The 22387-nt window shown below is 47.1% G+C and carries 19 protein-coding genes and 1 tRNA gene; 7 read left to right on the forward strand and 13 right to left on the reverse strand.

Translation table 11 applies throughout. From position 1 onward, the window contains the following. Positions 1-8 precede the first annotated feature (8 nt). The 3 genes from RIF36_RS25455 to RIF36_RS25465 form a co-directional block, all read right to left on the reverse strand. Positions 9-749, reverse strand: coding sequence for a 3-keto-disaccharide hydrolase (locus tag RIF36_RS25455; RefSeq protein ID WP_350125779.1), 741 nt, complete (start codon positions 747-749; stop codon positions 9-11). Positions 750-870: 121 nt separating this feature from the next. Then, a complete protein-coding gene (locus RIF36_RS25460) occupies positions 871-1638 on the reverse strand; it encodes a 3-keto-disaccharide hydrolase (protein ID WP_350125782.1) in 768 nt (255 codons plus the stop codon). A 102-nt stretch (positions 1639-1740) separates the two neighbouring features. Continuing rightward, a complete protein-coding gene (locus RIF36_RS25465) occupies positions 1741-4491 on the reverse strand; it encodes an amylo-alpha-1,6-glucosidase (RefSeq protein WP_350125785.1) in 2751 nt (916 codons plus the stop codon). Between the two features lie 57 nt (positions 4492-4548). Between RIF36_RS25465 and RIF36_RS25470 the strand changes: the two genes are divergently transcribed. Both RIF36_RS25470 and RIF36_RS25475 read left to right on the forward strand, forming a co-directional pair. Next, positions 4549-5979: an ATP-binding protein gene (locus tag RIF36_RS25470; RefSeq protein WP_350125788.1), complete on the forward strand. Its 1431-nt coding sequence runs from the start codon at positions 4549-4551 to the stop codon at positions 5977-5979. A gap of 3 nt (positions 5980-5982) precedes the next feature. Next, positions 5983-7647 carry an NAD(P)/FAD-dependent oxidoreductase gene (locus tag RIF36_RS25475; protein ID WP_350125790.1) on the forward strand — a complete coding sequence of 555 codons (1665 nt, stop codon included), beginning with the start codon at positions 5983-5985 and terminating at the stop codon, positions 7645-7647. Between the two features lie 16 nt (positions 7648-7663). Here the strand turns inward: RIF36_RS25475 and RIF36_RS25480 are convergent, their stop codons facing one another. The 9 genes from RIF36_RS25480 to egtB all read right to left on the reverse strand — a co-directional run bounded on the left by RIF36_RS25480 (position 7664) and on the right by egtB (position 14677). After that, positions 7664-8272, reverse strand: a complete 609-nt coding sequence (locus tag RIF36_RS25480) for a hypothetical protein (RefSeq protein ID WP_152000068.1) — start codon at positions 8270-8272, stop codon at positions 7664-7666. 4 nt (positions 8273-8276) lie between these two features. After that, a complete protein-coding gene (locus tag RIF36_RS25485) occupies positions 8277-8765 on the reverse strand; it encodes an RNA polymerase sigma factor (RefSeq protein ID WP_152000067.1) in 489 nt (162 codons plus the stop codon). Between the two features lie 146 nt (positions 8766-8911). Beyond that, a complete protein-coding gene (locus RIF36_RS25490) occupies positions 8912-9790 on the reverse strand; it encodes a Kelch repeat-containing protein (protein WP_350125793.1) in 879 nt (292 codons plus the stop codon). A gap of 191 nt (positions 9791-9981) precedes the next feature. Continuing rightward, the gene (gene arsN2, locus RIF36_RS25495; RefSeq protein WP_350125796.1) at positions 9982-10434 is read right to left on the reverse strand and encodes an arsenic resistance N-acetyltransferase ArsN2; all 453 of its coding nucleotides are present in this window, start codon (positions 10432-10434) and stop codon (positions 9982-9984) included. A gap of 85 nt (positions 10435-10519) precedes the next feature. Continuing rightward, the gene (locus tag RIF36_RS25500) at positions 10520-11125 is read right to left on the reverse strand and encodes a carboxypeptidase-like regulatory domain-containing protein (protein ID WP_350070664.1); all 606 of its coding nucleotides are present in this window, start codon (positions 11123-11125) and stop codon (positions 10520-10522) included. A gap of 2 nt (positions 11126-11127) precedes the next feature. Further along, entirely contained in the window at positions 11128-12180 is a 1053-nt protein-coding gene (locus RIF36_RS25505) for a M42 family metallopeptidase (protein WP_350125798.1), read from the reverse strand. Positions 12181-12266: 86 nt separating this feature from the next. Beyond that, positions 12267-12350: transfer RNA gene (locus tag RIF36_RS25510), tRNA-Leu, on the reverse strand. Between the two features lie 73 nt (positions 12351-12423). Beyond that, positions 12424-13404 carry an L-histidine N(alpha)-methyltransferase gene (locus RIF36_RS25515; RefSeq protein WP_350125800.1) on the reverse strand — a complete coding sequence of 327 codons (981 nt, stop codon included), beginning with the start codon at positions 13402-13404 and terminating at the stop codon, positions 12424-12426. A gap of 7 nt (positions 13405-13411) precedes the next feature. Continuing rightward, positions 13412-14677: an ergothioneine biosynthesis protein EgtB gene (gene egtB / locus RIF36_RS25520; RefSeq protein ID WP_350125803.1), complete on the reverse strand. Its 1266-nt coding sequence runs from the start codon at positions 14675-14677 to the stop codon at positions 13412-13414. A gap of 184 nt (positions 14678-14861) precedes the next feature. Between egtB and RIF36_RS25525 the strand changes: the two genes are divergently transcribed. The 4 genes from RIF36_RS25525 to RIF36_RS25540 are packed head-to-tail and all read left to right on the forward strand — an operon-like array spanning position 14862 to position 20060. Beyond that, positions 14862-15545, forward strand: coding sequence for a TetR/AcrR family transcriptional regulator (locus RIF36_RS25525; protein WP_350070674.1), 684 nt, complete (start codon positions 14862-14864; stop codon positions 15543-15545). A gap of 12 nt (positions 15546-15557) precedes the next feature. Further along, entirely contained in the window at positions 15558-17303 is a 1746-nt protein-coding gene (locus RIF36_RS25530) for a peptidase domain-containing ABC transporter (RefSeq protein WP_350070677.1), read from the forward strand. 4 nt (positions 17304-17307) lie between these two features. Next, positions 17308-18663: an HlyD family secretion protein gene (locus tag RIF36_RS25535; protein WP_350070680.1), complete on the forward strand. Its 1356-nt coding sequence runs from the start codon at positions 17308-17310 to the stop codon at positions 18661-18663. Continuing rightward, complete coding sequence (locus RIF36_RS25540; protein WP_350125806.1) at positions 18660-20060, forward strand: TolC family protein; 1401 nt, start codon at positions 18660-18662, stop codon at positions 20058-20060. The genes RIF36_RS25535 and RIF36_RS25540 overlap by 4 nt, the downstream gene beginning before the upstream one ends. A 94-nt stretch (positions 20061-20154) precedes the next feature. Here the strand turns inward: RIF36_RS25540 and RIF36_RS25545 are convergent, their stop codons facing one another. Further along, positions 20155-20694, reverse strand: a complete 540-nt coding sequence (locus tag RIF36_RS25545) for a dihydrofolate reductase family protein (protein WP_350125809.1) — start codon at positions 20692-20694, stop codon at positions 20155-20157. Between the two features lie 603 nt (positions 20695-21297). On the opposite strand from RIF36_RS25545, the gene RIF36_RS25550 reads away from it, so the two are divergent. Then, positions 21298-22269, forward strand: a complete 972-nt coding sequence (locus tag RIF36_RS25550) for an alpha/beta fold hydrolase (protein ID WP_350070688.1) — start codon at positions 21298-21300, stop codon at positions 22267-22269. Positions 22270-22387 lie beyond the last annotated feature (118 nt).

The raw sequence follows: 22387 nt of genomic DNA on the forward strand, positions 1-22387 counted from the left end.
TTTAGCCACTACATCTCCCTGATCCAGATATTCCTGAAGCTTACCGGGTTGCCATGATCCTGCAGCATGATAGGGCCTTTGCCATGTGCTTTGTACGTGGGCGAGCCAATGTAAGCGGTGTTGCCCCAGATGCGGGTATGATTTTGCGTAACCACGCCGTTGTGCAGTACCGTTACAGTTGCTTCGTGCACCACTTCCCCTTTGTCGTTGAAAACAGGGGCGGTGTAAATGATGTCATACGTTTGCCATTCCCCAGGGCCTCTTGTTGCGTTTACCAGGGGAGGCGATTGCTTATAAATACTGCTCGCCTGACCGTTGGAGTACGTACGGCTTTCGTAGCTGTCGAGCACCTGCACTTCGTAAATGCCCTGCATGAACACGCCACTGTTGCCACGTCCCTGGCCTTCCCCTTTTACTTCGGAGGGAGCACGCCATTCAATATGAAGCTGGTAGTTGTCAAACTTCTGCTTGGTTTGGATCACCCCCTTGCCAGCAGCCACGGTTACAGCGCCATCTGCTACAGTCCATTCTGCTGGGCCTCCTTTCCCCGACTCCCATTTGTCGAGGCTTTTGCCGTCGAAAAGCACAATGGCGTCTGACGGAGGAGCACCGTATTGTGCACCTGGATTTATTTTTTTAACTGCTGGTTCCCAGACTTCCGTCGTTTTAGGGTCTTCACCTTCTTTAACTTGTGCGCAAGCCCCAAAGACTACCAGAAAGGCTAAAGCGCTGAATAGGATGTTTTTCATGGTTGAAATATTTTTTGTGATACTTAAAATTTAGCAGGATGATGTCTTTCGAAACTTAGTGGTGCCCCCCAGCTACGACTGTGGTCAACTTCAAACTTTCGTCTACGGTCTTCTGTCTTCTCTACAACTCTCTTATCCAGATGTTTCTGAAACTGATAGGCTTGCTTGGGTCTCCATGCGCCTGAAGTTTGATGGGCGAAGCGCCGTGTTTTTTGTAAGAAGGCTGTCCGATGTAAACAGTACCACCTTTTAGCTCAAAATTATTTTGCACTAACACGCCGTTGTGAAAAGCAGTCACTCTTGCAGGGCTTTTCAGCGAACCATCGCTATTAAAGCGGGGAGCCGTCCACACCACGTCATAAACCTGCCATTCCCCAGGCTTCTTACACGCATTGGCAAGCGGCACGCCTTGTTTGTAGATACTGGCCGTTTGACCATTTACGTAAGTCGAATTATTGTAGCAGTCAAGAATTTGTATCTCGTAGCCATCGTCGCCAGGGCCGGTGCTGGCAAGGAACAGACCACTATTGCCTCTGGCCTGTCCCGTTTCAATGATGCCCACCGGCTGGTACCATTCCAGGTGCAATTGGTAATCCATAAAGCTTCTCTTGGTCTGGATATTGCCCTGGCTTTTGTCCACAGTGATCACACCACCCAGGCTTGTCCAGCCCGCAGGCTTCGAAGGGTCGTTGGTGCTCACCCATTCGCTCAGGTCGCTGCCGTTGTAAAGAACTACGGCGTCAGACGGAGCATCGGATGGAGCATCGCCAGGAGTGACTACCGGAGGCACTGGCTCATAGAATTCGGTAAGCTTTGGGTCGCCTTTTTGTTGGGCGAAAGCCGACATGGCAACGAAGGCAGCAAGGGCGCTGAAAAGTATCTTTTTCATGTGTCTATCTTTTAAAATCGATGTTTAAGTAGTTTTTGGGGAATATAAGGAATTCTGAAATAAACCGTTAGCTGAAAGTGATGAACAAAGTTCGCAAGTCAATCACCTTTCCCAGAGTTTTTTGGACTCCTGACTGGTTGGTGAATAAACATCCCACATCATCCTATTTACAATACCTGCCCAGATATAGGTACGGTGATAGCCGGCCCAGGGCTCGTCGGGGCTGTAAAATTCCCAAAGATTGTGGTTCTCCTTTAACTGATAGATCATACTGGCCGAAACCCGATCCACTAATTCCTTTGCCTCAGCATCGTATCCGTAGTTCTGTAGCCCACGCTGGATTAGGTAGTCCCATTCTACCCACACTGGCCCGTTCCAGTAGCCTTTGTCGTTGTAAAAAGGGTCATCAGCTACAAGGCTTGGCACGCCATAAGGCCGCCAGAATTTGTCTGGGTTGGTTAAGTGTTCCACCAGCCTGTCTGCCTGTTCTTTTGAAGCAATACCAGCCCACATTGGCAAAAAGCCGATAATTTCCATGCGCTTCAGGTCATCTGTTTTCTCAAAAGTAAAGTCGTTGTCTGCTTTGTCGGCATTGTAGTAAAAACCAGTCGTTTCATCCCAGAAAGTGCCATTGATGAGCACGGCTCTTTGCTCGTGGTCAGCCTTCCATCGGGCTGCCTCGTCCGTTTTGCCCAGAGCGGCTGCCATTTGTTCCAACGATTTTGCTTCCATCACCAGCATGGAGTTGAGGTCAACGGCTTCAAAGTTGGCCGGCCAGCCTACCTCGTCCCACACGGCCACATCAGCGTCTCTCACCGACTCCAATATGGCGTGCCCGCCCCACTCGCAAAGACCGTCACCGTCTTTGTCCCGGTTGGAAACATAGAACTCGTAAAACCTTTTGCTCGACTCATACATTTCCGCCAAAAATGCTTTGTCCTGCGTGATTTTGTACACCTCCCAGTTGATCCATGCATACCAGGGTGCGGAGGAGGTGAGCTCGCCTTCGTGCTCGATTATTTCGTCCAGATAGCCGCCTGTCCGGTAGTTGATATAGCCGTTTTCGTACTGTCGCTCTTTGAACACTCTTTGGGAATTCATCGCCAGTTCCGGATCCTGTAGCACCAGTGCCAGCATGGTCAGGCTTTCGTGAAACACCTGCCCGCCATGGCCCCAACCCCACACGGGTTCACGGCTGAAAACATAGTATGGGTAGCTGCTTTTTCCCTCAGCCGGGTAAAACACCTGCTGCATCATGTTCCAGCCCGACAGGTATAGCAACTGTTGGTCGGCTGAAAGACCGGGCAACTCGGGCATGCTTTCCAGGTAGGCCAGCCTGCCTCCCATTTCCAGGGTGAAGTCTTTATCCAGGAGCTTTTCCGCCTCTTTCCAGGCCGTTTTTTCCTTCATAGGTGCCACCGACCTTGCTACCCGAATGCTGGTCGATTGGCCGGGAGGGAGTGTAATGCTTTTGCTATAAGCCGCTATTTTGAAGTACTTCAGGCTGTCATTTTTCCAGTCATTCAAAGCAATTGCCTGTTTGAGGGAGGAGCCAGGCAGGGTGGTGCGCTCCCGGGTGTGCATCCCAATTTCTCCACCCGCACCAGCACCCACTGCGATGAAACAGTAGAGGTCATCTGTGGGCAGCTGCACCATCAGGTTGGTGGTGGATAGCGGCCTGGTAAATTGCGTGTAGTAGCTGTCGTTTTCCTTTTTCCTATAAATGATAACCTGGCTGCCATCCGATGGTTTGCTCCAGCTGAGCGCCGCTCTTTTTTTTTCCTGCATGATCACTTCAAATCTTTGCGGTGCAGCTGGCAATTTAATGTCAGAAGGTCGCAGGCTACCTGAAAACTGAGAGCGTGCCGACGGAATGGAGTCGGTTCGCTGCGCAACGATGCCCAATGTTTCATCGACTGCGGTAAGTGTGTATTGAGCAGCCCTGCCAGTGCCCGGTAGCTGACTGAGCTCCATGCGAAAATAGCCGTCTGAATTCAATGCGCCCTGGAGGCTCCCAAAGACGGGACTGCTTTCCGTCAAAAGATGTTTTGTATCATTGTCGACATAGGCTTGCAGCCTTACTTTAGGAAGCTGAGTCATCACTCGTTGGCCATCCTCGTTGTAAAGTCTGCCGTTTACTTCTTTGACAGGCTTTTTATCTGGAAATACTTTCCATGGCAAATAGCTTCCTTCCTCTGAAAAAGAGCTGAAAGCCCCGAATCGATCTGGCTCTGCCGACATTTTGAAAAGGTTTTGCAGCGAATCGGTAAATGGCACTTTATGTCCAACCGTCCAGGTGTCTGGGAATTCCTCGTGGTTGAAGTGTAGTACTCCGTCCTCGACCCAATAGCCATTGAAAAGCCTGCTATTTCCCTGAACAAAAGGGATGTAGTCAATGGAAACGGTAGAATCGGTATTGTTGGTAAATGTGCTTTCCAGCACAGCAGACACAGAGCTGTACACTAAAAACTTACTCTTTACTTCAATTCCATCAACAGGCGAAAATGAAAAATTCACTTCGTCAGGAAACGACGAATAGATGACTGGTTTTTGTGCATAGTCACCCGTTTTATAAATCCAACTGTCCTTTGTTGCGAAAGAAAACCCAATTTCTCCACCTGTGTCTGAAGTAAAAACAGGGGATGTTTCGTCATCATTAAAAACGAACTCATAGCCTTCATCGAGGACAAAGGCTGAGCGATCTCTGGCAGCAGCGTAGGTGGTATAGATCGGTGACGAGGCATCTGCATTAATGCCGGGTATGTTTTCGCTGACTGGCTGTGGCGTTTCGCAGCTATGGAGGAAACAGACGGAAAATATAAGAAATGGAACTAAAGAATCTCTTTTTAGCATTTTGGTGATATCTTTTGTGAAAGATACCAAATTGAAAGAAGCCTCAAACCTTCTTCAATGCCAAAGGTGTCTTTCGAACCATCATTTATCAATATGGATTTATTAAAAGCACTACAGGAGAACCCTGGCCTCCAGGGGGTTTCGGATGACCAGCTACAGTGGCTGATCGACAATTCCGAATGCCGGGACTTCAAGGAGGGGGAGTTCTTATTTAAAAAAGGAGATGCTACAGATCATATGATGATTGTCCTTTCAGGAAAGGCAAGGGCATATTCCACACAAAATAACCAGAAGCGTGAGCTTTTTGAGCTTGAACCGCCCGACATAAGTGGGCTTTTGCCTTTTTCCAGATTAAAAACGGCGGTAGGTTCGGCAGAGGTGGTGCAGCCAACCACTGTGTTGCTTACTTCCCGGGAAAAACTGAAAGAGCTTGTGTGCACCCACTATGATTTGACCGAGAAGCTCGTGCAGCAAATGACGTCCAGGGTGCGGGAGTTTACTTCTATGCAGCGGCAAAATGAAAAGATGATGGCCCTGGGCAAGCTCTCTGCTGGCCTTGCCCACGAGCTTAACAACCCTGCCGCAGCAATTGTCAGAAGCTCCGATGAACTGAAAAAGCACCTGGCCTACACCCCTGAAAGGTTCAAGCAGGTGATATCGATGAAGCTTGAAGAGGAGCAAGTAGATGCTGTGAATGCTATTCTTTATGAAAAAGCCAAAGCGGGGCGTCAAAACCTGGGGTTGAGAGAGAGAAATAAACATGAAGAAGACATTCTGGACTGGTTCGACGACAATGACCTGGAAGGGGGAGACGACCTTGCGGAAAACTTTATCGAATATGGAATAGGGCCCAAGGAACTGGATATGGTTCGAGAATATATTCCAGAAAAAGAGCTTCTGCCAGTGCTGTTCTGGCTCGACAATGTACTGACTACCGAACGCATGGTTGGCGATATCAACGAGGCCTCCACTCGCATTTCCAAGCTGGTACAGTCGGTGAAATCGTACTCTCACATGGACAGGGGGCACGACAAAGCCCCGACCAATATCCACATTGGCATTAAGGATACGCTGACGATGCTTGACCACAAAATCCGGAAAGCCAATATTTCGTTGGCCATCGACGTGGCTTCAGGTATTCCTCCAATTAATCTACTGGCTGGAGAAATGAACCAGGTATGGACAAATATTATCGACAACGCTATTGATGCGCTGGAAGGAGTGCCTTCACCGATGCTAACAGTGAAGTCGGCAAAGGATGGTGAGTTTGTGAGGGTGCATATCATCGATAACGGCCCTGGCATTCCTCCAGACCTGCTAGGCAAGATTTTCGATCCCTTTTTCACGACTAAAGAAGTGGGAAAGGGTTCGGGGCTCGGGCTTGAAATAGCCAAAAATATTGTAGAACAACACAATGGCACACTAAAGGCCACCTCCCGTCCGGGTGAAACTATTTTTACCGTATGTATCCCATTGAAAGACAAGTAACCAATGAAGAAACCAGTTATTTTTTCGGTTGATGACGACCCTCAGGTACTAAAAGCGATACGCAGAGATTTGCGTAACGAGTTTCGTGACGATTACAGGATTATGAATACCGAGTCGGCCAATGAAGGGCTGGAGGTACTGCTGGATATCAAAAAGGCGGGAGAGGAGGTGGCTCTGTTTATTTCCGACCAACGCATGCCCGAAATGGAGGGGGTGGCTTTTCTGGAAAAGGCCAGGGTAATCTTTCCTGAAGCAAAGCGGGTGTTGTTAACCGCCTATTCCGACACCGACGCAGCCATCAAGGCCATCAATGATGTGCAGCTCGACTACTACCTGATGAAACCCTGGGATCCGCCTGAAGAAAAGCTTTTTCCGATCCTCAACGACCTTCTGGACGAGTGGCAAGCGGGCTATATTCCGGATTTTGACGGATTGAGGATCCTTGGGTACCAATTCAGTCCTAAAACCCACTCACTGAAGGATTTTCTTTCCGGTAACCTGTTTCCCTTCCAATGGCTGGATGTGGAAACCAACGAGAAAGCCAAAGAGCTTATTACGCTGCATGCTTTGATTGCGCAGGATTTTCCTGCGGTGGTTTTGGACAATGGCACGGTGTTGAAGGGAGTAACTGCCGAAACTTTGGCTGAAAGTATTGGCCTGAACCCCCGGGCTAAGGAAGAGCTGTACGATGTGGTGATCATAGGTGCCGGACCGGCTGGCCTGGCCGCCGGGGTTTATGGTGGCTCGGAGGGCTTGAAAACCCTGCTGGTTGAGCGACGTGCTCCCGGTGGGCAGGCGGGTACCAGCTCAAGAATTGAGAACTATCTCGGCTTCCCAAGCGGGCTGAGCGGAGCTGACCTGTCAAGGAGAGCAATCACGCAGGCCACCAGGTTTGGGGTTGAATTTTTATCTCCACAAGCAGTAAACAAAGTGGAGGTAAAGGATCCTTACAAAATTATCACATTGGCAAATGGAAGTGTCATCCATACGAAGAGTGTGGTGATTACCACCGGTGTGGACTATCGCAAGCTGGACACCAAAGGGTTGGAGCAATTCACGGGAGCGGGGGTGTATTACGGAGCTGCCACCACCGAAGCTGCGGCCTGCAAAGACGGCGACGTGTTTGTGGTCGGGGGAGGCAACTCTGCCGGGCAGGGCGCCATGTATCTTTCAAGGTTCGCCAGAAAAGTATTTATTGTTGTTCGCAAGGAAGACCTTACTTCTACCATGTCATCCTACCTCATCGATCAGATCAACGCAACACCAAACATTGAACTCGTGCCTTGGACCGAGGTTACAGAAGCTTTTGGTGAGAATGAGCGGCTTACCCACCTTGAGCTATCCAATATTTCGAACGGCCAGAAAAACAAAGTCGAAGCAAGGGCGATCTTTATCTTCATTGGTGCCAAGCCTTACGCAGAATGGTTGGGCGATCTTATCATCAAAAATGAAAAGGGATTTATTGCCACAGGTCGTGATTTGGTGCAGTTTCCTGATTTTAAAAAGAAGTGGAAACAATCAAGAGAGCCGTTTGCGCTGGAGACTTGCCAACCGGGCATTTTTGCTGCCGGCGATGTGCGAATGAATGCGATGAACAGGGTGGCGTCAGCTGTGGGAGAGGGCGCTATGGCCATCAGCTTTGTGCACAGGTACCTGGAGGAGATCTAGTTTGCGATGGGGAGTGCTATTCTTTTTCGAGCTCAGCAATATGTGACTCCAGCTCATTCAGGTATTTGCCGAATGACACCTTGTTCATCCACCGGGCCAGCAGGTGGCTGAGTGGGGTGAGCACGATCCAGCAAGCGATAAGCAAAATAATGGCCGTGCGACTTTCAAAAAACTCATCGAGAGTCGCCTGAGTGGTAAAGCCCAATAGAAAGCCTGCCGTAAGAGCCACAGGATAGATGAAGAGTGCGATCCTTTCTTCCTGTCGCAACACCTTACTTACAAACGCATGATAGTTTTTCAGATTAGTCAGCAGGCCCTCGTCCATGGGAATGCCCGCCTTGATTCTCTTATTCTGGCTTAAGAATAGAAAGAAAGCGGTGAAATAAACGCCTGCCATAAAAAACTGCAAGCCACTCACCAGAGGCTCTTTTATTTTGATGCCGATGTAAAGGAAAATAAATGTAAATACGACAATAAAGGCCAGTTTGATAGTAAATCCGGTTTGTATTTTCTGGACAGGGCCGTGCGATTTTTTGTGCATGGCTTCCAGAATATCCTTGTCGTCCAGTATCCCCATGGAGAACTGATCCATTTGCATTTTATCCCATGTTTTTTTCAAGTCCATACCCTTAGCCGTTTAATTTTTTGGTCAATTGCTGCTTGATCCTGTGGAGTTTGACGGCCACATGATTCTTAGTCAAACCGGTGATCTCGGCTATTTCCTCATTTTCGTAACCATCCAAATGGAGAGAAACGATTGCCCTGTCCGTTTCTCCAAGCGATTTGATGGCCATCATGAGCATTTCTGTATCATCATTTTTGTCACCAGGCAATGCGTAGCCTGATGCCTTTTCTAAATCATCAGTAGGTATTCTGCTGTTTTTTCTCCTGAACGTGAGCACAGTATTGAGGCTCACTTTGTACAGCCAGGTAGAAAATTTGGAACGCCCGTCAAACCTCGTAAAGGAATGCCATGCCTGGAGAACGATCTCCTGGTACAGGTCCTTTTGGTCTTCAGTATTATCGATATAAAGCCGTATGACCTTATAGATAATGCCGGCATTCTCTTTTACCAGCGACATATATTGCGCCTGAAGATCCGACTGAAGGTGGGGCATTAGGTTGATTTGGTTTGGGTAATAGGTATTGGCTCTTGAGCTATAATTACAGGCGTTTGTAATTTTTACGCAGAAGGTAAGCTTATTTATCCTGCGAGAGAATAAAGGAGGAAATTGTTTTCATACGCCAGGAGATCTGGTGGCAATTATTCCTCCACCATCAGTTCGGTCAATGGAATTTTAAAAGTTTTATTGCTGGCGGTCCGGCCCTCGTCCCACGTACCTCCGAAAATGTACAAATATTCGCCTATGATAGCGGAGCCTGGGGATACGATTGTCATCCAGGTTTCAAACTCTCTGAATGAGCCGTCTCTGATGTCTATCCTGCCGATAATGTTGTTTTCCTGCCCTACATTGGAAAGGAATATGTAGGGATACCTGGCAGCAACGGAGAAATGGCTGGCGGCGTAAGGCAAGTATCCCACGGTTTCCCAAAAATCTCCTTCAAAATCGTAGCGCCATATGTCTGCGTAGGTGTGTTCGTTGTCCAACCCACCAAAAGTATACAGGCTATTGCCAACCACTGCTCCGTAAGTAACACGGGCGGAAGGCATCGGTGCCAGGTCTTCCCATTCACCGGAGGCAGGATTGTAACTAAGCATCCTGTTTGAAAAATGTGTGGATCCGTCTTCCTCGAAGGCTATCCCCCCAAAAACATAGGCTTTACTATTCCAGTGAACTACCTGGCTTCCCTGAGCCCAGTGAGGATTGCTTCGCAGGTAGTCGATATGGTAGTCTCTAAGGTCAAGGATTTCAAGGGGGAAAGTGTAAAAGTCACCTTTCTGAATGTCGGCGAAGCCAGTGGATACTATTATGTTGAAATTTGGTAGATATACGCTATTGGTGCGCCCCTTTACAAGTGGTTTGTCATTGAAATGGGCCTTTTCCCATCCTCCGGCAAAAGGCGAAAACAAATAGACTTCTCCAACAGATTGCCTTGCTCGGCCTAGAAACGTGGTTCCCCCAATAGAAAAGATAATTTTTCCATCGGTAGCGTAGCCCATCTCAAATATGCCGGTTGGCATGCTAGGGCCTCTAAGGATTTTAACCGAAGATGGTAAGCGGAGGCTTTTGCAACCGCTGCTAAATATGAGAAGAAAGATAAGTAGGCTTTTGGGCAATTGACTCAACATAGCAAGACTGGGAAATCAATATGCTTATTTAGCCAATTTAGGTGGATTCCCCATGAGAAATGCGATTAGTTATTGCCTTTGGCCTACAAATCAAGCGCTTTGTGCATAAAAACAGCAGAGGAGGGGCATAAGTTGGAAAATTCGGAAGTATTTTTTATCGCATCAGGTGCAGTATTCCTGTCGGCCGCCAGGTAGCCTATCCGTTCAAAAAATTTGCTGGCTGTGGTAGTAAGCAAATAGAAATCTGTAATTCCATTGGCAGTTGCATCATTTTCAATGGATCGAACGAGATGGCTGCCATATCCTTTTCCTTTTTTCTGAGGGGGCACGCAAACCGAGCGAAGCAGGGCCTTGTCCTGATACGCCTCCAGGCCTCCCAGGGCCAGTAGAGTTTGGCCGTCGAACAGGCCGAACAACGTCACCTTTTCCGAAATATCGGAAACCACCAGTGACGCTTCACCCAATAATGCTGTCGCCACTGCTAATTCACTTGTTGTGATTGAACGGAACTGGATTGAAGATAACGTAGTATTCATAGTAAAGCCATTTAGTACACAATGTAATGGCATTTGGCGTATGAATCCAGCCTTTGGTGGGGCTTTTAACCGACTGAGAGGTCAGTCATTTTTGGTTTTTCTTCTTAAGCTCTTCTATGAAGTCCAGCCACCTCACGGGGTCGAGGAAATGATTTGGAGGAATTTGGCCTGTCAGCTGATAGATTTGCCGGTTCTTTAGCTGTTCATCGTAGTATTTTTCCGATTCATAAGAGCGTCTCATAGTTGCTTCTAGCTCTTTCTGCATGTTATTGGTTTTGTCTTGCTCAGTTGGTGGAAGGGAGACACCAAGGAAGGCTGAGTGAAATTGTGATGCGGAGGGCCAGGGATAGACTTTGAGCTCTTTGAGCACTACAGTCGACTTTTCCATTAACTCCAGCATGGCATAGCGGCTTTCGGTCATGCTTGCAGGAATGACAAGCTCTGAAGTCTTATAACCCACCATTGAAAACTGTACTGTGTCGGTGGGGTGGACGAGCAAGGTGAAAAGCCCCTGAGAGCTCGTGATAGTGCCGTGGAAGGAGCCTTTCACCAGCACGGTGGCAAATGGAAGCGGCTCCAGGCTTTCTTTGTCGAGCAGGCTACCGGTAATTTGCACGGTGGCAGGCTGCTGAGCAAAGCAGCCCAAAATAACGCTGCTTACTAAAAACAGTAAAAGAAATAGTCTTTTCATAGTTAGTGGCTCCAGTTATACTGGTCTAACTCTGATAACGCAGAAGAGAGCAAATTAATGCACGATTGTACGTCTTCTTTGTGGGCCATTTCAATTACCTGATGCAAATGGCGGGTAGGGATGGATATAGCGCCCGAAATAGCGCCGTTTTTACCCATTCTCTGCACATAGGCCGTATCGGTACCGCCTGCGGTAAGAATTTCAGGCTGCCATTTTATTTTATTTTTATCGGCGGTCTTTTTCAGGTAGTCCACCATTCGGTAGTCGCAGATAGCTGATGAATCCATGATTTTGATAGCGGCACCTTTCGAAAGTTCCGTCACCTTTTCATGGGCTTGCGCTCCTGGAACGTCAAAAGCAATGGTGGTGTCGAGAGCAAGGCCAAAATCGGGATTAATGGAGTGTGCTGCTATTTGGGCACCTCTGAGGCCAACTTCCTCCTGAACCGTAAATACTCCATAAATGTCGTGAGGAAAATTTTTGATGTTTCTGAGCGTCTCAATCAAAATGAAGACGGAAATTCTGTTGTCAATCGACTTGCAGTTAACACAATTTCCCATTTCAATCAATTCTCTCTCCCGGGTAACGGAGTCGCCAATGCCGATATATTTTACCACTTCGTCCTTATCCATTCCCATGTCGATGAAGAAATCGGTGGTCTCCGGGAGCTTCTTTTTTTCTTCGGCGCTCATTACGTGCACCGGCTTGGTTCCCATCACGCCAACAAGGTCTTTTTTCCCGTGAACGATGACTCTTTGGGCAGTTAGTGTCTTAGGATCGAAGCCGCCGAGGGTATGAAAGCGGAGGAAGCCGGCGTCGTCAATATGCTTCACAATAAAGCCTATTTCGTCCATGTGTGCGGCAACCATTACCTTTTTATTGTCCTTGTTATTTTTGGCCTTTTTTACACAGATGATGTTACCAATGTTGTCAATCTCCACCGTATCAACTAATGGCGTCACCTCTTTGACAACTAAGTCCCTGATCTTTTTTTCGTACCCAGGAGCGCCGGGAGTTTCACATATTTTTTTTAGAAGGGGAATATCTAGGCTCATTTCACTAAGAATCAGTGTGTTATTTATCACACAAATATGAGTGATTTTAGTAGAAATAAAAAAGTTTTGGGAAGATAGAAAAGAAGTGCGCAAAGGGGGATTCGAACCCCCACGGGCTAACGCCCACTACCCCCTCAAAGTAGCGTGTATACCAATTTCACCACTTGCGCATTAAAACCTCAATTGGGAGTGCAAAGATAGACCAGTGTTGATTAATCACAAAGAATTTTCTCTGGTAAACTATCAGGTGGCCACCCAGAGCGAATCAGTGAAATATTCATCTTTGTCCCGGAGGTTTTTTACGACATCAAACCCACTGCTGGCAGCTAGTTCGTTGATCGTTTCAAAATCAAACTTCCTGGAAATCTCTACATGTATAGGCTCCCATTTTTTGAAGTGGTAGGCAGCTTGTGAGGCTTGCATAGTTACCTCTTGCTCTTCGGTGCTAACCAAATAGCTCTTGCATTCACCTGACTCTGGGTCGTACGATTGGTAGTGTTTGAACCTGTCCAAATCAAAATTGGCGCCGAGCTCGGTGTTAAGCCTCCTCAGCAAGTTCATATTGAAGTCTCTCGTAACGCCTTGCGCATCGTCGTAGGCACTGCGTATCACATGAGGATCCTTCTTCATATCGAAGCCAATAAGTGCCATGTCGCCGTCGGTCAGGCTCGCCCTGAGGGTGGAAAGGAAACCGATAGCCTGCTTTTGCCTGAAATTGCCAATATTGGAGCCCAGAAACAGCACCACTTTTCTCTGCCCATCGGTCTTTTGCATTTGGCTTAGCACTTCGAAATATTCACCTTCCATGCCCTGCACCTGTAGCGACGGAAGTTCGTTCGTGAGCGAGCCTTCCAATTCCTCCAGCACATTGCCTGATATGTCGATCGGCCGGTAGTCGAAGTCCGCATGTTGTTGAACAAAATGATGCAGCAATACCTTGGTTTTCCAACCGTCACCGGCACCAAATTCCATCATGTGAAAGGCTCTTCCCTGGTCAGCGAAATGCTGAAGCAGCAGCTCTTTGTTTTGATCAAAGATCGCATACTCGGCCCTGGAGAGGTAGTATTCATCCAGTTGCATGATTTTTTGAAACAGCCTGTCCCCTTCTGCGTCGTAGAAATACCTCGACGAAATGGCTTTGGGGCTTGCTGAGAGCCCAGCATCTATTTCGGACGCAAAGGTGTCGGTTGGAAGTACTACTTCCTCATTAAGTTCTTTTTCCATAGTTGGTTTAGATGTGTTTGGCCAGCCTGATGCCCGTAAACTGCCAGCGCAAGTTTGCCTGAAAGAAATTGCGATAAGTGGCCCTTATGTGGTTGGCTGGAGTAGCGCATGATCCCCCCCGCAGCACCATTTGGTTGACCATAAATTTGCCATTGTATTCTCCCACAGCGCCTTCTTCAGTTTTGAAATACGGGTAAGGCAGGTAGGCACTTTGAGTCCACTCCCAGGCATCCCCAAAGAGCTGTAAGTTGCCCGGCTTTTGTGCTACCGGGTGGTAGCGCTCGCTTTCAACAAAATTGGAGGTGGAGGGAGCCGAAGGACTTAGCTGACGAGATGCTGCCTCCCACTCAAACTCAGTAGGCAGCCTTAGTCCAGCCCAGCGGGCAAAGGCCTCTGCTTCATAATAATTGACATGTGTCACCGGAAGTGAGGGGTCGATTGCCTGAAGACCTCCGAGTGTGTACTGGTGCCAAACGCCATCCATTTTGTGCCAGTACATAGGTGCCTCTGCCTTTTCAGCATTCACCCAAGCCCATCCGTCCGACAGCCAGCACCGGAAGTCCTGATAGCCGCCTCCTTTGACGAACTCAAGGTATTCTCCGCAGGTAACAAGGCTGTTGCGAATCGCAAAAGGGTGAAGGAAAACCCTATGCACGCCTTTTTCATTGTCAAAATAGAAGCCTTCTCCCTGATAGCCAATGGTGTGCATGCTTTCCGGGAATTCTGAGAACGATAAATCATTGGTAGCAGTCGATTTTGCTATGACTGATTGCTTGTATGCGGGCTGCAATGGATTGTTGCCCAGTATGTATTTGATGTCTGTCAATAGCAATTCCTGGTGCTGCTGCTCATGGTTAAGGCCAAGCTCCAGAAGGGTGGCAGCCCGCTCCGGTATGTTTTCATTGTCTTGTAGCCAGGCCAACAAGTGTGTATCCACATGTTTTCTGTAAGCGAATACGTCGGCCACAGTTGGCCTGGAAAGATTCCCTCTGTCGGTTCGCACGACTCGCTTGCCCACTGATTCATAATAACTATTGAATACAAAATTGTAGGCATCATTAAAGACACTATAGCCCTTTACATAGGGTTGCAGGATAAAGGTTTCGAAAAACCAGGTGGTGTGGCCCAGGTGCCATTTGGGTGGGCTTACGTCCACAACCGGCTGAACCACAAAATCTTCCGTTTGAAGTGGCGTACATAGTTTTTCCGATTGGGTTCTTACCTGCTGGAATGACTCTTTTAGTTGGAGGGTTGGGCTTTCTATCAGTTCCATAGATGAATTTAGGTATTGCTTTAAAGTAAAACCATTTTAGCCCGCTATGGTTCCTGCGAAATAGAAGCGTCACGACATTTTGCAGAAAAAGCGCATGGAAATTTTTTTTTCGCAAAAACATAAACAATTCGATGTTTTGTTCGTAATAGTATTACTATCGTAATAGATACACTTACTTTTGAATATGTCAGTGGTTACTATCCAAATTGGAGAAAAGTATTATAGTAAAGACCCTCAGTCTACTGAGCTTGGCAGAAAAATAATTTCGGCGAGTATTGAGTTGCTTGATCAACTGGGCTTTGAGGAGTTTACTTTCAAAAAGCTTGCGGAAAGTATTGGTTCGACCGAGGCTTCGATTTACAGGTATTTTGAAAACAAGTTAAAGCTGCTGGTATACCTCACTTCCTGGTATTGGGCTTGGCTGGAGTATATGATCGACTACAAAACCCATCATATCCAGGATAAAGCGGTCAAGCTCAAAGAAATCATCAAAATTCTTTGTCATGCCGACCAGGGTGATTCGAGCATAGATATGCCGGGCGTAAACACCGTTTGTCTGCGGCATGTGGTGGTGAGTGAGGCCGACAAAACCTACCTCACCAAAAAAGTGGACGAGATCAATAACCAGGGGCTCTTCATGGGGTTTAAATCGCTTTGTCATAAAATTGCTTTGACTATTTCGGCCATTAGCCCGTCATTCGAGTACCCCCATGCTGTTGCCAGCACAATTCTCGAAGCGTCACATCAGCAAGCTTTTTTTGCGTTGCATTTGCCTTCTCTCACCGAGATAAGGAGGGATGGTAAAGACAGTGTGGAAAATCAGGTATACCGCTTTATTGACGTATTGATTTCTAAATTGCTGAAGTAAAAAATATCCAAAATGAAAGGTGACGGCCTCAACATAGAAAATAAGAGTGTAGGTGATGAATCAAAATTATCACCCGTCAAGCGTTTGTTCAGAATGCTGTCGCTCGACAAGCGAGAGATCTTTGTTATTTACGCCTATGCGATTTTCTATGGACTAATCAATCTGTCGCTGCCACTGGGCGTGCAGGCGATCATCGGCTTTGTCACCAGTGCTGAATTTTCCTCTTCCTGGGGTCTGCTGATTTTTATTGTTGTGCTGGGAGTGGCCACCGCCGGCATCATACAAATCCTTCAATTGTCGCTTACTGAATTGCTTCAGCGACGTATTTTTACAAGGGCATCTTTCGAGTTTGCTTATCGCATTCCCAGATTTAAAATGGAGGCCATTTCCGGTTTTTACCCGCCGGAGCTGATGAACCGTTTTTTTGATACACTGAACGTTCAAAAAGGGCTTCCCAAGATTTTAATAGACGCATCCACGTCCGTTCTTCAGATTTTGTTTGGGTTGATTCTGTTGTCTTTTTACCACCCTTTCTTCGTTTTCTTTGGCATTGTACTCATTGGCCTTATGTCCCTTATTTTTCTTGTCACGGGATCCAGAGGGCTTAAGACCAGTATCATGGAATCGAAGTACAAGTACCAGGTGGCGCATTGGCTGGAAGAGCTGGCCAGGGTGATGGGCACGTTCAAGCTTGCTGGAAAGACCAGCCTGCCGATTGATAAAATGAACTACTATGTCAGCAACTATCTCAAGTTCAGAAAGCAGCATTTTAATATCCTCATTCTGCAGTTTTCGAACATTGTGGCCTTCAAAACTATTGTTACTTGTGGTATTTTAATTCTGGGCAGCATTCTGGTCATCAATCAGGAAATCAACCTGGGACAATTTGTAGCTTCGGAGATCATCATTCTTTTGGTACTTAACTCTTCTGAGAAACTTATTCTTAGTATGGAAACGGTGTATGACGTACTTACGGGGCTGGAAAAGCTGGGACAGGTAACTGACATAGAATTGGAGAGTGATGAGGGCATCGATTTAAATGAAATCGCAAAAGGAAAAGGAATTTCTCTGGAAGTAACGGGACTTACCTACCAATTTCCCGGTACTGACAAGCCGGCTGTGAATGGAGTAGACCTCAAGGTGGCCGTGGGCGAAAAAGTGTGTATCACTGGTGTCAATCAATCGGGCAAGTCAACGTTACTGGCGTTGCTCTCAGGTTTGTACAATGATTATAGCGGTTCGATCCACTTCAATGGCATACCACTGGGCGACATCAACATTATGAGTTTTCGCTCTTTTATTGGTGACAACCTGGGCATGCAGGATCTTTTCTACGGCACATTGGAGGAGAATATCACAGTTGGAAAGGAGGGCATCAACATTGAAGACATGCTTTGGGCCATAGAGGAGGTCGGCTTAGGTGAATATTTCAGGTCACTTCCAAAGGGGCTCAATACCATGATTCAACCTGAAGGCCAGGGCCTGTCGACGAGTACCCGGCAGAAAATCATTTTGGCTCGAACAATCTCAGAGAGGCCTAAGCTGATTGTGATGGATCACACTATGCATGGGCTGGACTTTGAAGACAGAAAACATATCAGCTCCATACTGACGGATTCCAACGCCAAGTGGACATTACTGGCAGTTACCAACGACCCGCTCATGCTCTCAAAATGTGATAAAGTAATTACCATGGAATACGGGAAAATAGTGGACATAGAAACAAGGGCTAACACGAAGCAGCCCAAAAAGAAGTAGACCAATGTTAAACATTTCAAATAATTCGATCAACCGTGATAAGGTACTTAAGGACCAGTCGGCCTATCAGGATGTGATGGAAACATCTGCTTCCCGGAGGTTGGTCTACCTGTTGTCGGCGCTTCTCTTTGCTTTTCTGGTGATATTGTTTTTTCCCTGGACGCAAAATATCAGGGCCCGGGGCAAACTCACTACGCTCCGCCCCGAAAATAGGGAACAAAACATTCATTCGATGATTACAGGGCGAATTGAGAATTGGTTTGTTCGTGAGGGCGAGTTGGTTAGAAAAGGCGACACCATCGTATTTATTTCGGAAGTCAAATCAGAATACCTGGATCCCCAGCTCATTGAGCGATCAACTAATCAGACGGATGCTAAAAAAGCGTCGATAGACACATATGTGGACAAAGCCCGGGCCCTGGCTGATCAGATTGTGGCTTTGCAGAAAAATCAAATATTGAAAGCAGAGCAGGCAGAAAACTACTTTAATCAGTCGAGGTTGAAGGTGCTATCGGACAGTATCGATTTTGAAACGGCACTGGTTAATTATGAAATAGCGCAAAAGCAGTTCGACCGCCAGCAGACGTTGTACGACCAGGGCTTGAAGTCGCTGACTGAACTGGAACAGAGAAAGCAGAAGCTTCAGGAGGCTTTGTACAAGAAGATTTCTATTGAAAATAAATGGCTGGCCAGCAAGAATGAGTTCATCAATGCAAAGCTTAATTTAAGTGTCATACAAAACGAGTTTTCGGAGAAAATAGCGAAAGCAAAATCCGACCGCATGTCGGCGCTTTCCGATGCCTTGCAAGCGGAGGGCGACTTCAACAAACTTTCGATACAGCAATCAAGTTACACCAAAAGGTCGGGGTTTTATTACATCACTGCTCCGCAGGATGGTTACGTTACGAAAGCAAGGATCACCGGAATTGGGGAGACGGTGAAAGAAGGGGAAGCGGTTTTTAGTTTAATCCCAACCAACTTTGACCTCGCTGTGGAAATGTATGTGCGGCCGATTGACCTTCCGCTGATAGAAGAGGGTCGCAAAGTACAGCTACAGTTCGACGGATGGCCAGCACTGGTTTTCAACGGGTGGCCGGGCATGTCGTTTGGCACCTACTCCGGCCGGATTGTGGCTTACGACAAAGCGGCCAGTGCGAACGGCCAGTTTAGGGTGCTTGTTGCCCCCGACCCCAACACGGCCGAGTGGCCGCAATTGTTAAGGCTGGGCTCCGGCACGTATGGCATAGCACTGCTGAAAAAAGTACCTGTTTGGTACGAGTTGTGGAGAAATTTGAACGGCTTTCCTCCCGATTTCTACAAAGAGGAAACAGCCTACAATCCCGACAAAAAATCAAAATGAGACAACTGAGGTTATTGATCATTTTAACTTTTTTGGGAGCTGGTCACCTGGCCTGGCCGCAGCAAGCCGCAACCGGTTGGCTAAGTTTAGACGAGTTTTATGAGCTGGTGAACGAGCACCATCCCATTGCCAGGCAGGCCACGCTGCTCAATACACGGGGAGGCCTTGCGGTCAACCTGGCGAGGGGAGCTTTTGATCCAAAGCTCGTGTCCGATTTCAACAGAAAAAACTTTGACGGTAAAAACTACTACGATATTTGGAACACTTATGTGCAGGTGCCCACGCTGCTCAATGTGGATCTGAAGGCGGGGTATGAGCGAAACAAGGGCCTGTATCTTAGCCCGGAAAACACGGTCCCGGTGGATGGGCTTTACTATGCGGGCGTTTCGGTGCCCGTAGGGCAGGGTTTGATCCGAAACGAGCGAACCATCGGGCTTCAAAAAGGCAAATATGAGGCGCTGGCGTTTGAGAACGAAGCGAACAATGTGCTCAACAACCTTTTTCTGGATGCCAACTATGCTTACTGGTGGTGGTATGAAAATCATATGAAGAGGGAGGCCATGCAAACCAACCTAAGGCTTATCAGGCAGAGGTTTGAAGGAGTAAGGCAGGGAGCTATTAGCGGAGAAAATGCTACGATTGACAGTGTGGAGATGCTGATTCAGGTGCAGCAATGGTCCAATGAGCTGAGAGAGGCCGAGCTCAACCTGCAAAATAGTACGCTGCTTATGCAAAACTTTGTTTGGGTTGATAGCCTCGACGTGGTAGCGCTGCGTCCTTATCCTGAAGACAGCACTGTTGCTCCTGACCTCGACAGCTACCTCGACTGGGCGTTGGCCAATCACCCCGACCTGAAGAAGCTGAACATTGAAAGCAATGTGCTTGAGCTGGACAGGAAATTGAGCAGCGATCAGCTAAAGCCTGTGATTGATGTCAATTACAATATGCTGTTCGCCGGTCAGAACGATTTGGAGATAGCCAATTATGACAACAACTATAAGCTCGGCGTAGATTTTGTATTTCCGCTGCTTTTAAGAAAGGAGAGGGCAAAGCTCAAGATCGTCAAGATCAAGCAGCAGGAATATGACTTGAAGATCACTCAGAAGAATAGGGAAGTGATCAATAAAATTCAGCAGAGCTATAACAAAGTATATACCCTGGAAGAAATGATCGACCAGCAGCGAGAAATGCAAGTCAATTATGAACGCATGCTACAGGCCGAGCTTACCAAATTCGAAAATGGCGAGAGTTCTATTTTTCTGATCAACAGCCGGGAAAACAAGAAACTACAGGGGCAAATCAAGCTGATAGAGCTTGAGGCGAAATACAACCGCTCCCTGGGCGAGCTCAAGTGGGCCACCGGAAAGCTTTATGAAGAGATTGGGGGAGTGGAGTAGAAGGTGCCGCACCTTGCGTTCACAAAAAGGAAGCGCCACGGCAGGTGCTAAATAAAGTGCCGTGGTGCTGGCTTCGGTAGTGTTGAACAAATCATTACAGGTAATCTATCTCATAGTTCAAAAGAAAAACACCGCCTTTATAAGCAATTGAATTCAGCTCACGCAGACGATATGTTTCCCCGGAACCTTCGAAAAGCTTGATGCCGACCCCAAAAAGTACCGGGTTCAGCTTGATTTTGAGTTCATCAATGAGCTTATGGGCCAGCAAAAAGCTCGCAAACTTTCCCCCTCCACACATATAAATCGGCGACCCTACAGTTTCCTTGAGTGCGTGCAAGGCGTCTATCTGATTATCGCCTATGACTTTTACCTGCTCGTGCGTATTTTCAAAATGCAGCGAGCGGGAGAAGATATAGTGCATCATGTGCGGATAGGCGGGTTGCCCTGGCTGCAGACCGTAGCTGTAGCCATATTCATACGTGCGCCTGCCCATGATGACAGTGTCGTAGTCTTTCAGGCTTTCCAGATAGTCCGAAACATGTTCTCCTTCTTCCAGAAAGCCCTGAGTGGAGCCGTCTTTGTGGGCAATGAAGCCATCGAGCGTTGAGGCCACGTGGTATATTAGTTTTCGCATGATGTGTCAGTTTGAATAAAAAAATAGTTGAATCGCCAATATTGAAACTGGCGCATCAGGTTTCAATGATTTCCAGACTGTGCTGCGCAAACGATAAGGTCAAACACCAAAGCAAAATGGAATGGATGGTATCATTAACAATAGAACAACCCGGATCGGAAACCTGATGTAATGGGAGTGGCGGGAATGTGCTTGCCTGATGAATTCAGGAAGCCATTTGTGCCACGGAAAGATGTGAAAAAATTATCTGATCATGTTTGAAAGTCCCTCAGTTTGCACCGAAGCCATGGCAAATATAAGGCCCTGATCCGAAAATAAAAATAGTTGAGAGGGAGCTCGCCGGTTGTGTAAAGGGTTCGGAATTTTTAATAAATTCACAAAGCAGGAGGCCAGAACTGTGATCCGATAAAATCCTACGTTCAAAAAAACATGGAAACTGTTGTTCCTGCCCTTACCACTTCGCCATGTGGCCGGATAAAATGCTGATGCACAACCCTAAGTAAAAAACTTTTCTTATAAAGTAGTGAGTGAGTTTTCGACAGGGAGAACCTGGTAAAGGCAAAAAATAGGAGAAAGATACCAACACCACCAAATGACAGGCTTATGAAGAACTTCCTACTTTTTATAATCCTCATGGCATCGGAAATTTCTTATTGTGCCGGGCAAACCCTCAAGAGTTTTAATAGTGGTACTTTGAAACTGTATTATGAAGAGTACGGCAATGGCCCTGCGCTTTATATTTTATCAGGTGGGCCTGGAGAGGCACCAGAACACCCCTATCGACAGATAGTTGACAGCCTTAAGTCCTTCTACACTTGCATTCTAATCCATCAGCGAGGCGCTGGAAAATCAAGGAATATACCGATTAATGAAGAAACAATATCAATAAAGAATTACACACAGGACATTGAAGTGCTACGGAAAACCCGTGGCGACAAAAAGATTACTCTGCTTGGAGTTTCATGGGGCGGTTTACTTGCCATGAACTATGCCGCACTCTACCCCGAATTTGCCTCAAATCTTATTCTCGTATGCTCTGCGCCTCCGTCTTACACAGTTTGGAATGTTCTTTACGACAATCAATTTGCAAGGCGATCAAAAATCGAACTCGACTCTATGATACTCTTGCAAAGTGTTTTTTCAACGAAAAGTGAAAGGGAGCTGGACTCTCTAAAATTCGCATGCCCTGATTGCAAAGAAGTGATAGCTTACAAAGAATTTATTGCGCTGCATGTAAGGGCTATGTACTATGACAGGAGCAAAGTATCAAGGGCATACATTAACGACATCTTTTACAATTTCAATTTTCAACCTATTCCAATAATTGACGAGGAAGTATTGGAAACCAAATGGGACATCACCGACAAATTAAAGAAACTGAAAACTCCGGCTTTGATTGTCTATGGTCGGCAAGATGATCAGGGAGAATCAACTTTTTTTATACAGAAAGAAAGCTTAAGATTCAGCGAGACACATGTCATTGAACAGTGCGGTCACGAGATTATAGAGGAGCAGCCGACAGCGTTTTTTGAAATCGTTTTGGACTACGTAAGGCGTACTGTCAATAGAAACTGACCACAGTTGAATGGCGACGTATGCTCTCGCAAGCAGCCGCCGGGCAGCGCAGGCTTGTTGGCTCATCTTTTTCGGCGTCTCGCCGCTACCCGCAAATACTAACTCATCCATACTGCCA

This window comes from Imperialibacter sp., from assembly GCF_040222815.1.
Taxonomy (GTDB): domain Bacteria; phylum Bacteroidota; class Bacteroidia; order Cytophagales; family Cyclobacteriaceae; genus Imperialibacter.

Excerpts from the sequence above, each read along its gene's own strand:
- RIF36_RS25455 (WP_350125779.1), bottom strand. The coding sequence starts at position 749 with ATGAAAAACATCCTATTCAGCGCTTTAGCCTTTCTGGTAGTCTTTGGG.
- RIF36_RS25460 (WP_350125782.1), bottom strand. The coding sequence starts at position 1,638 with ATGAAAAAGATACTTTTCAGCGCCCTTGCTGCCTTCGTTGCCATGTCG.
- RIF36_RS25465 (WP_350125785.1), bottom strand. The coding sequence starts at position 4,491 with ATGCTAAAAAGAGATTCTTTAGTTCCATTTCTTATATTTTCCGTCTGT.
- RIF36_RS25470 (WP_350125788.1), top strand. The coding sequence starts at position 4,549 with ATGCCAAAGGTGTCTTTCGAACCATCATTTATCAATATGGATTTATTA.
- RIF36_RS25475 (WP_350125790.1), top strand. The coding sequence starts at position 5,983 with ATGAAGAAACCAGTTATTTTTTCGGTTGATGACGACCCTCAGGTACTA.
- RIF36_RS25480 (WP_152000068.1), bottom strand. The coding sequence starts at position 8,272 with ATGGACTTGAAAAAAACATGGGATAAAATGCAAATGGATCAGTTCTCC.
- RIF36_RS25485 (WP_152000067.1), bottom strand. The coding sequence starts at position 8,765 with ATGCCCCACCTTCAGTCGGATCTTCAGGCGCAATATATGTCGCTGGTA.
- RIF36_RS25490 (WP_350125793.1), bottom strand. The coding sequence starts at position 9,790 with ATGCCAACCGGCATATTTGAGATGGGCTACGCTACCGATGGAAAAATT.
- arsN2 (WP_350125796.1), bottom strand. The coding sequence starts at position 10,434 with ATGAATACTACGTTATCTTCAATCCAGTTCCGTTCAATCACAACAAGT.
- RIF36_RS25500 (WP_350070664.1), bottom strand. The coding sequence starts at position 11,125 with ATGAAAAGACTATTTCTTTTACTGTTTTTAGTAAGCAGCGTTATTTTG.
- RIF36_RS25505 (WP_350125798.1), bottom strand. The coding sequence starts at position 12,180 with ATGAGCCTAGATATTCCCCTTCTAAAAAAAATATGTGAAACTCCCGGC.
- RIF36_RS25515 (WP_350125800.1), bottom strand. The coding sequence starts at position 13,404 with ATGGAAAAAGAACTTAATGAGGAAGTAGTACTTCCAACCGACACCTTT.
- egtB (WP_350125803.1), bottom strand. The coding sequence starts at position 14,677 with ATGGAACTGATAGAAAGCCCAACCCTCCAACTAAAAGAGTCATTCCAG.
- RIF36_RS25525 (WP_350070674.1), top strand. The coding sequence starts at position 14,862 with ATGTCAGTGGTTACTATCCAAATTGGAGAAAAGTATTATAGTAAAGAC.
- RIF36_RS25530 (WP_350070677.1), top strand. The coding sequence starts at position 15,558 with ATGAAAGGTGACGGCCTCAACATAGAAAATAAGAGTGTAGGTGATGAA.
- RIF36_RS25535 (WP_350070680.1), top strand. The coding sequence starts at position 17,308 with ATGTTAAACATTTCAAATAATTCGATCAACCGTGATAAGGTACTTAAG.
- RIF36_RS25540 (WP_350125806.1), top strand. The coding sequence starts at position 18,660 with ATGAGACAACTGAGGTTATTGATCATTTTAACTTTTTTGGGAGCTGGT.
- RIF36_RS25545 (WP_350125809.1), bottom strand. The coding sequence starts at position 20,694 with ATGCGAAAACTAATATACCACGTGGCCTCAACGCTCGATGGCTTCATT.
- RIF36_RS25550 (WP_350070688.1), top strand. The coding sequence starts at position 21,298 with ATGAAGAACTTCCTACTTTTTATAATCCTCATGGCATCGGAAATTTCT.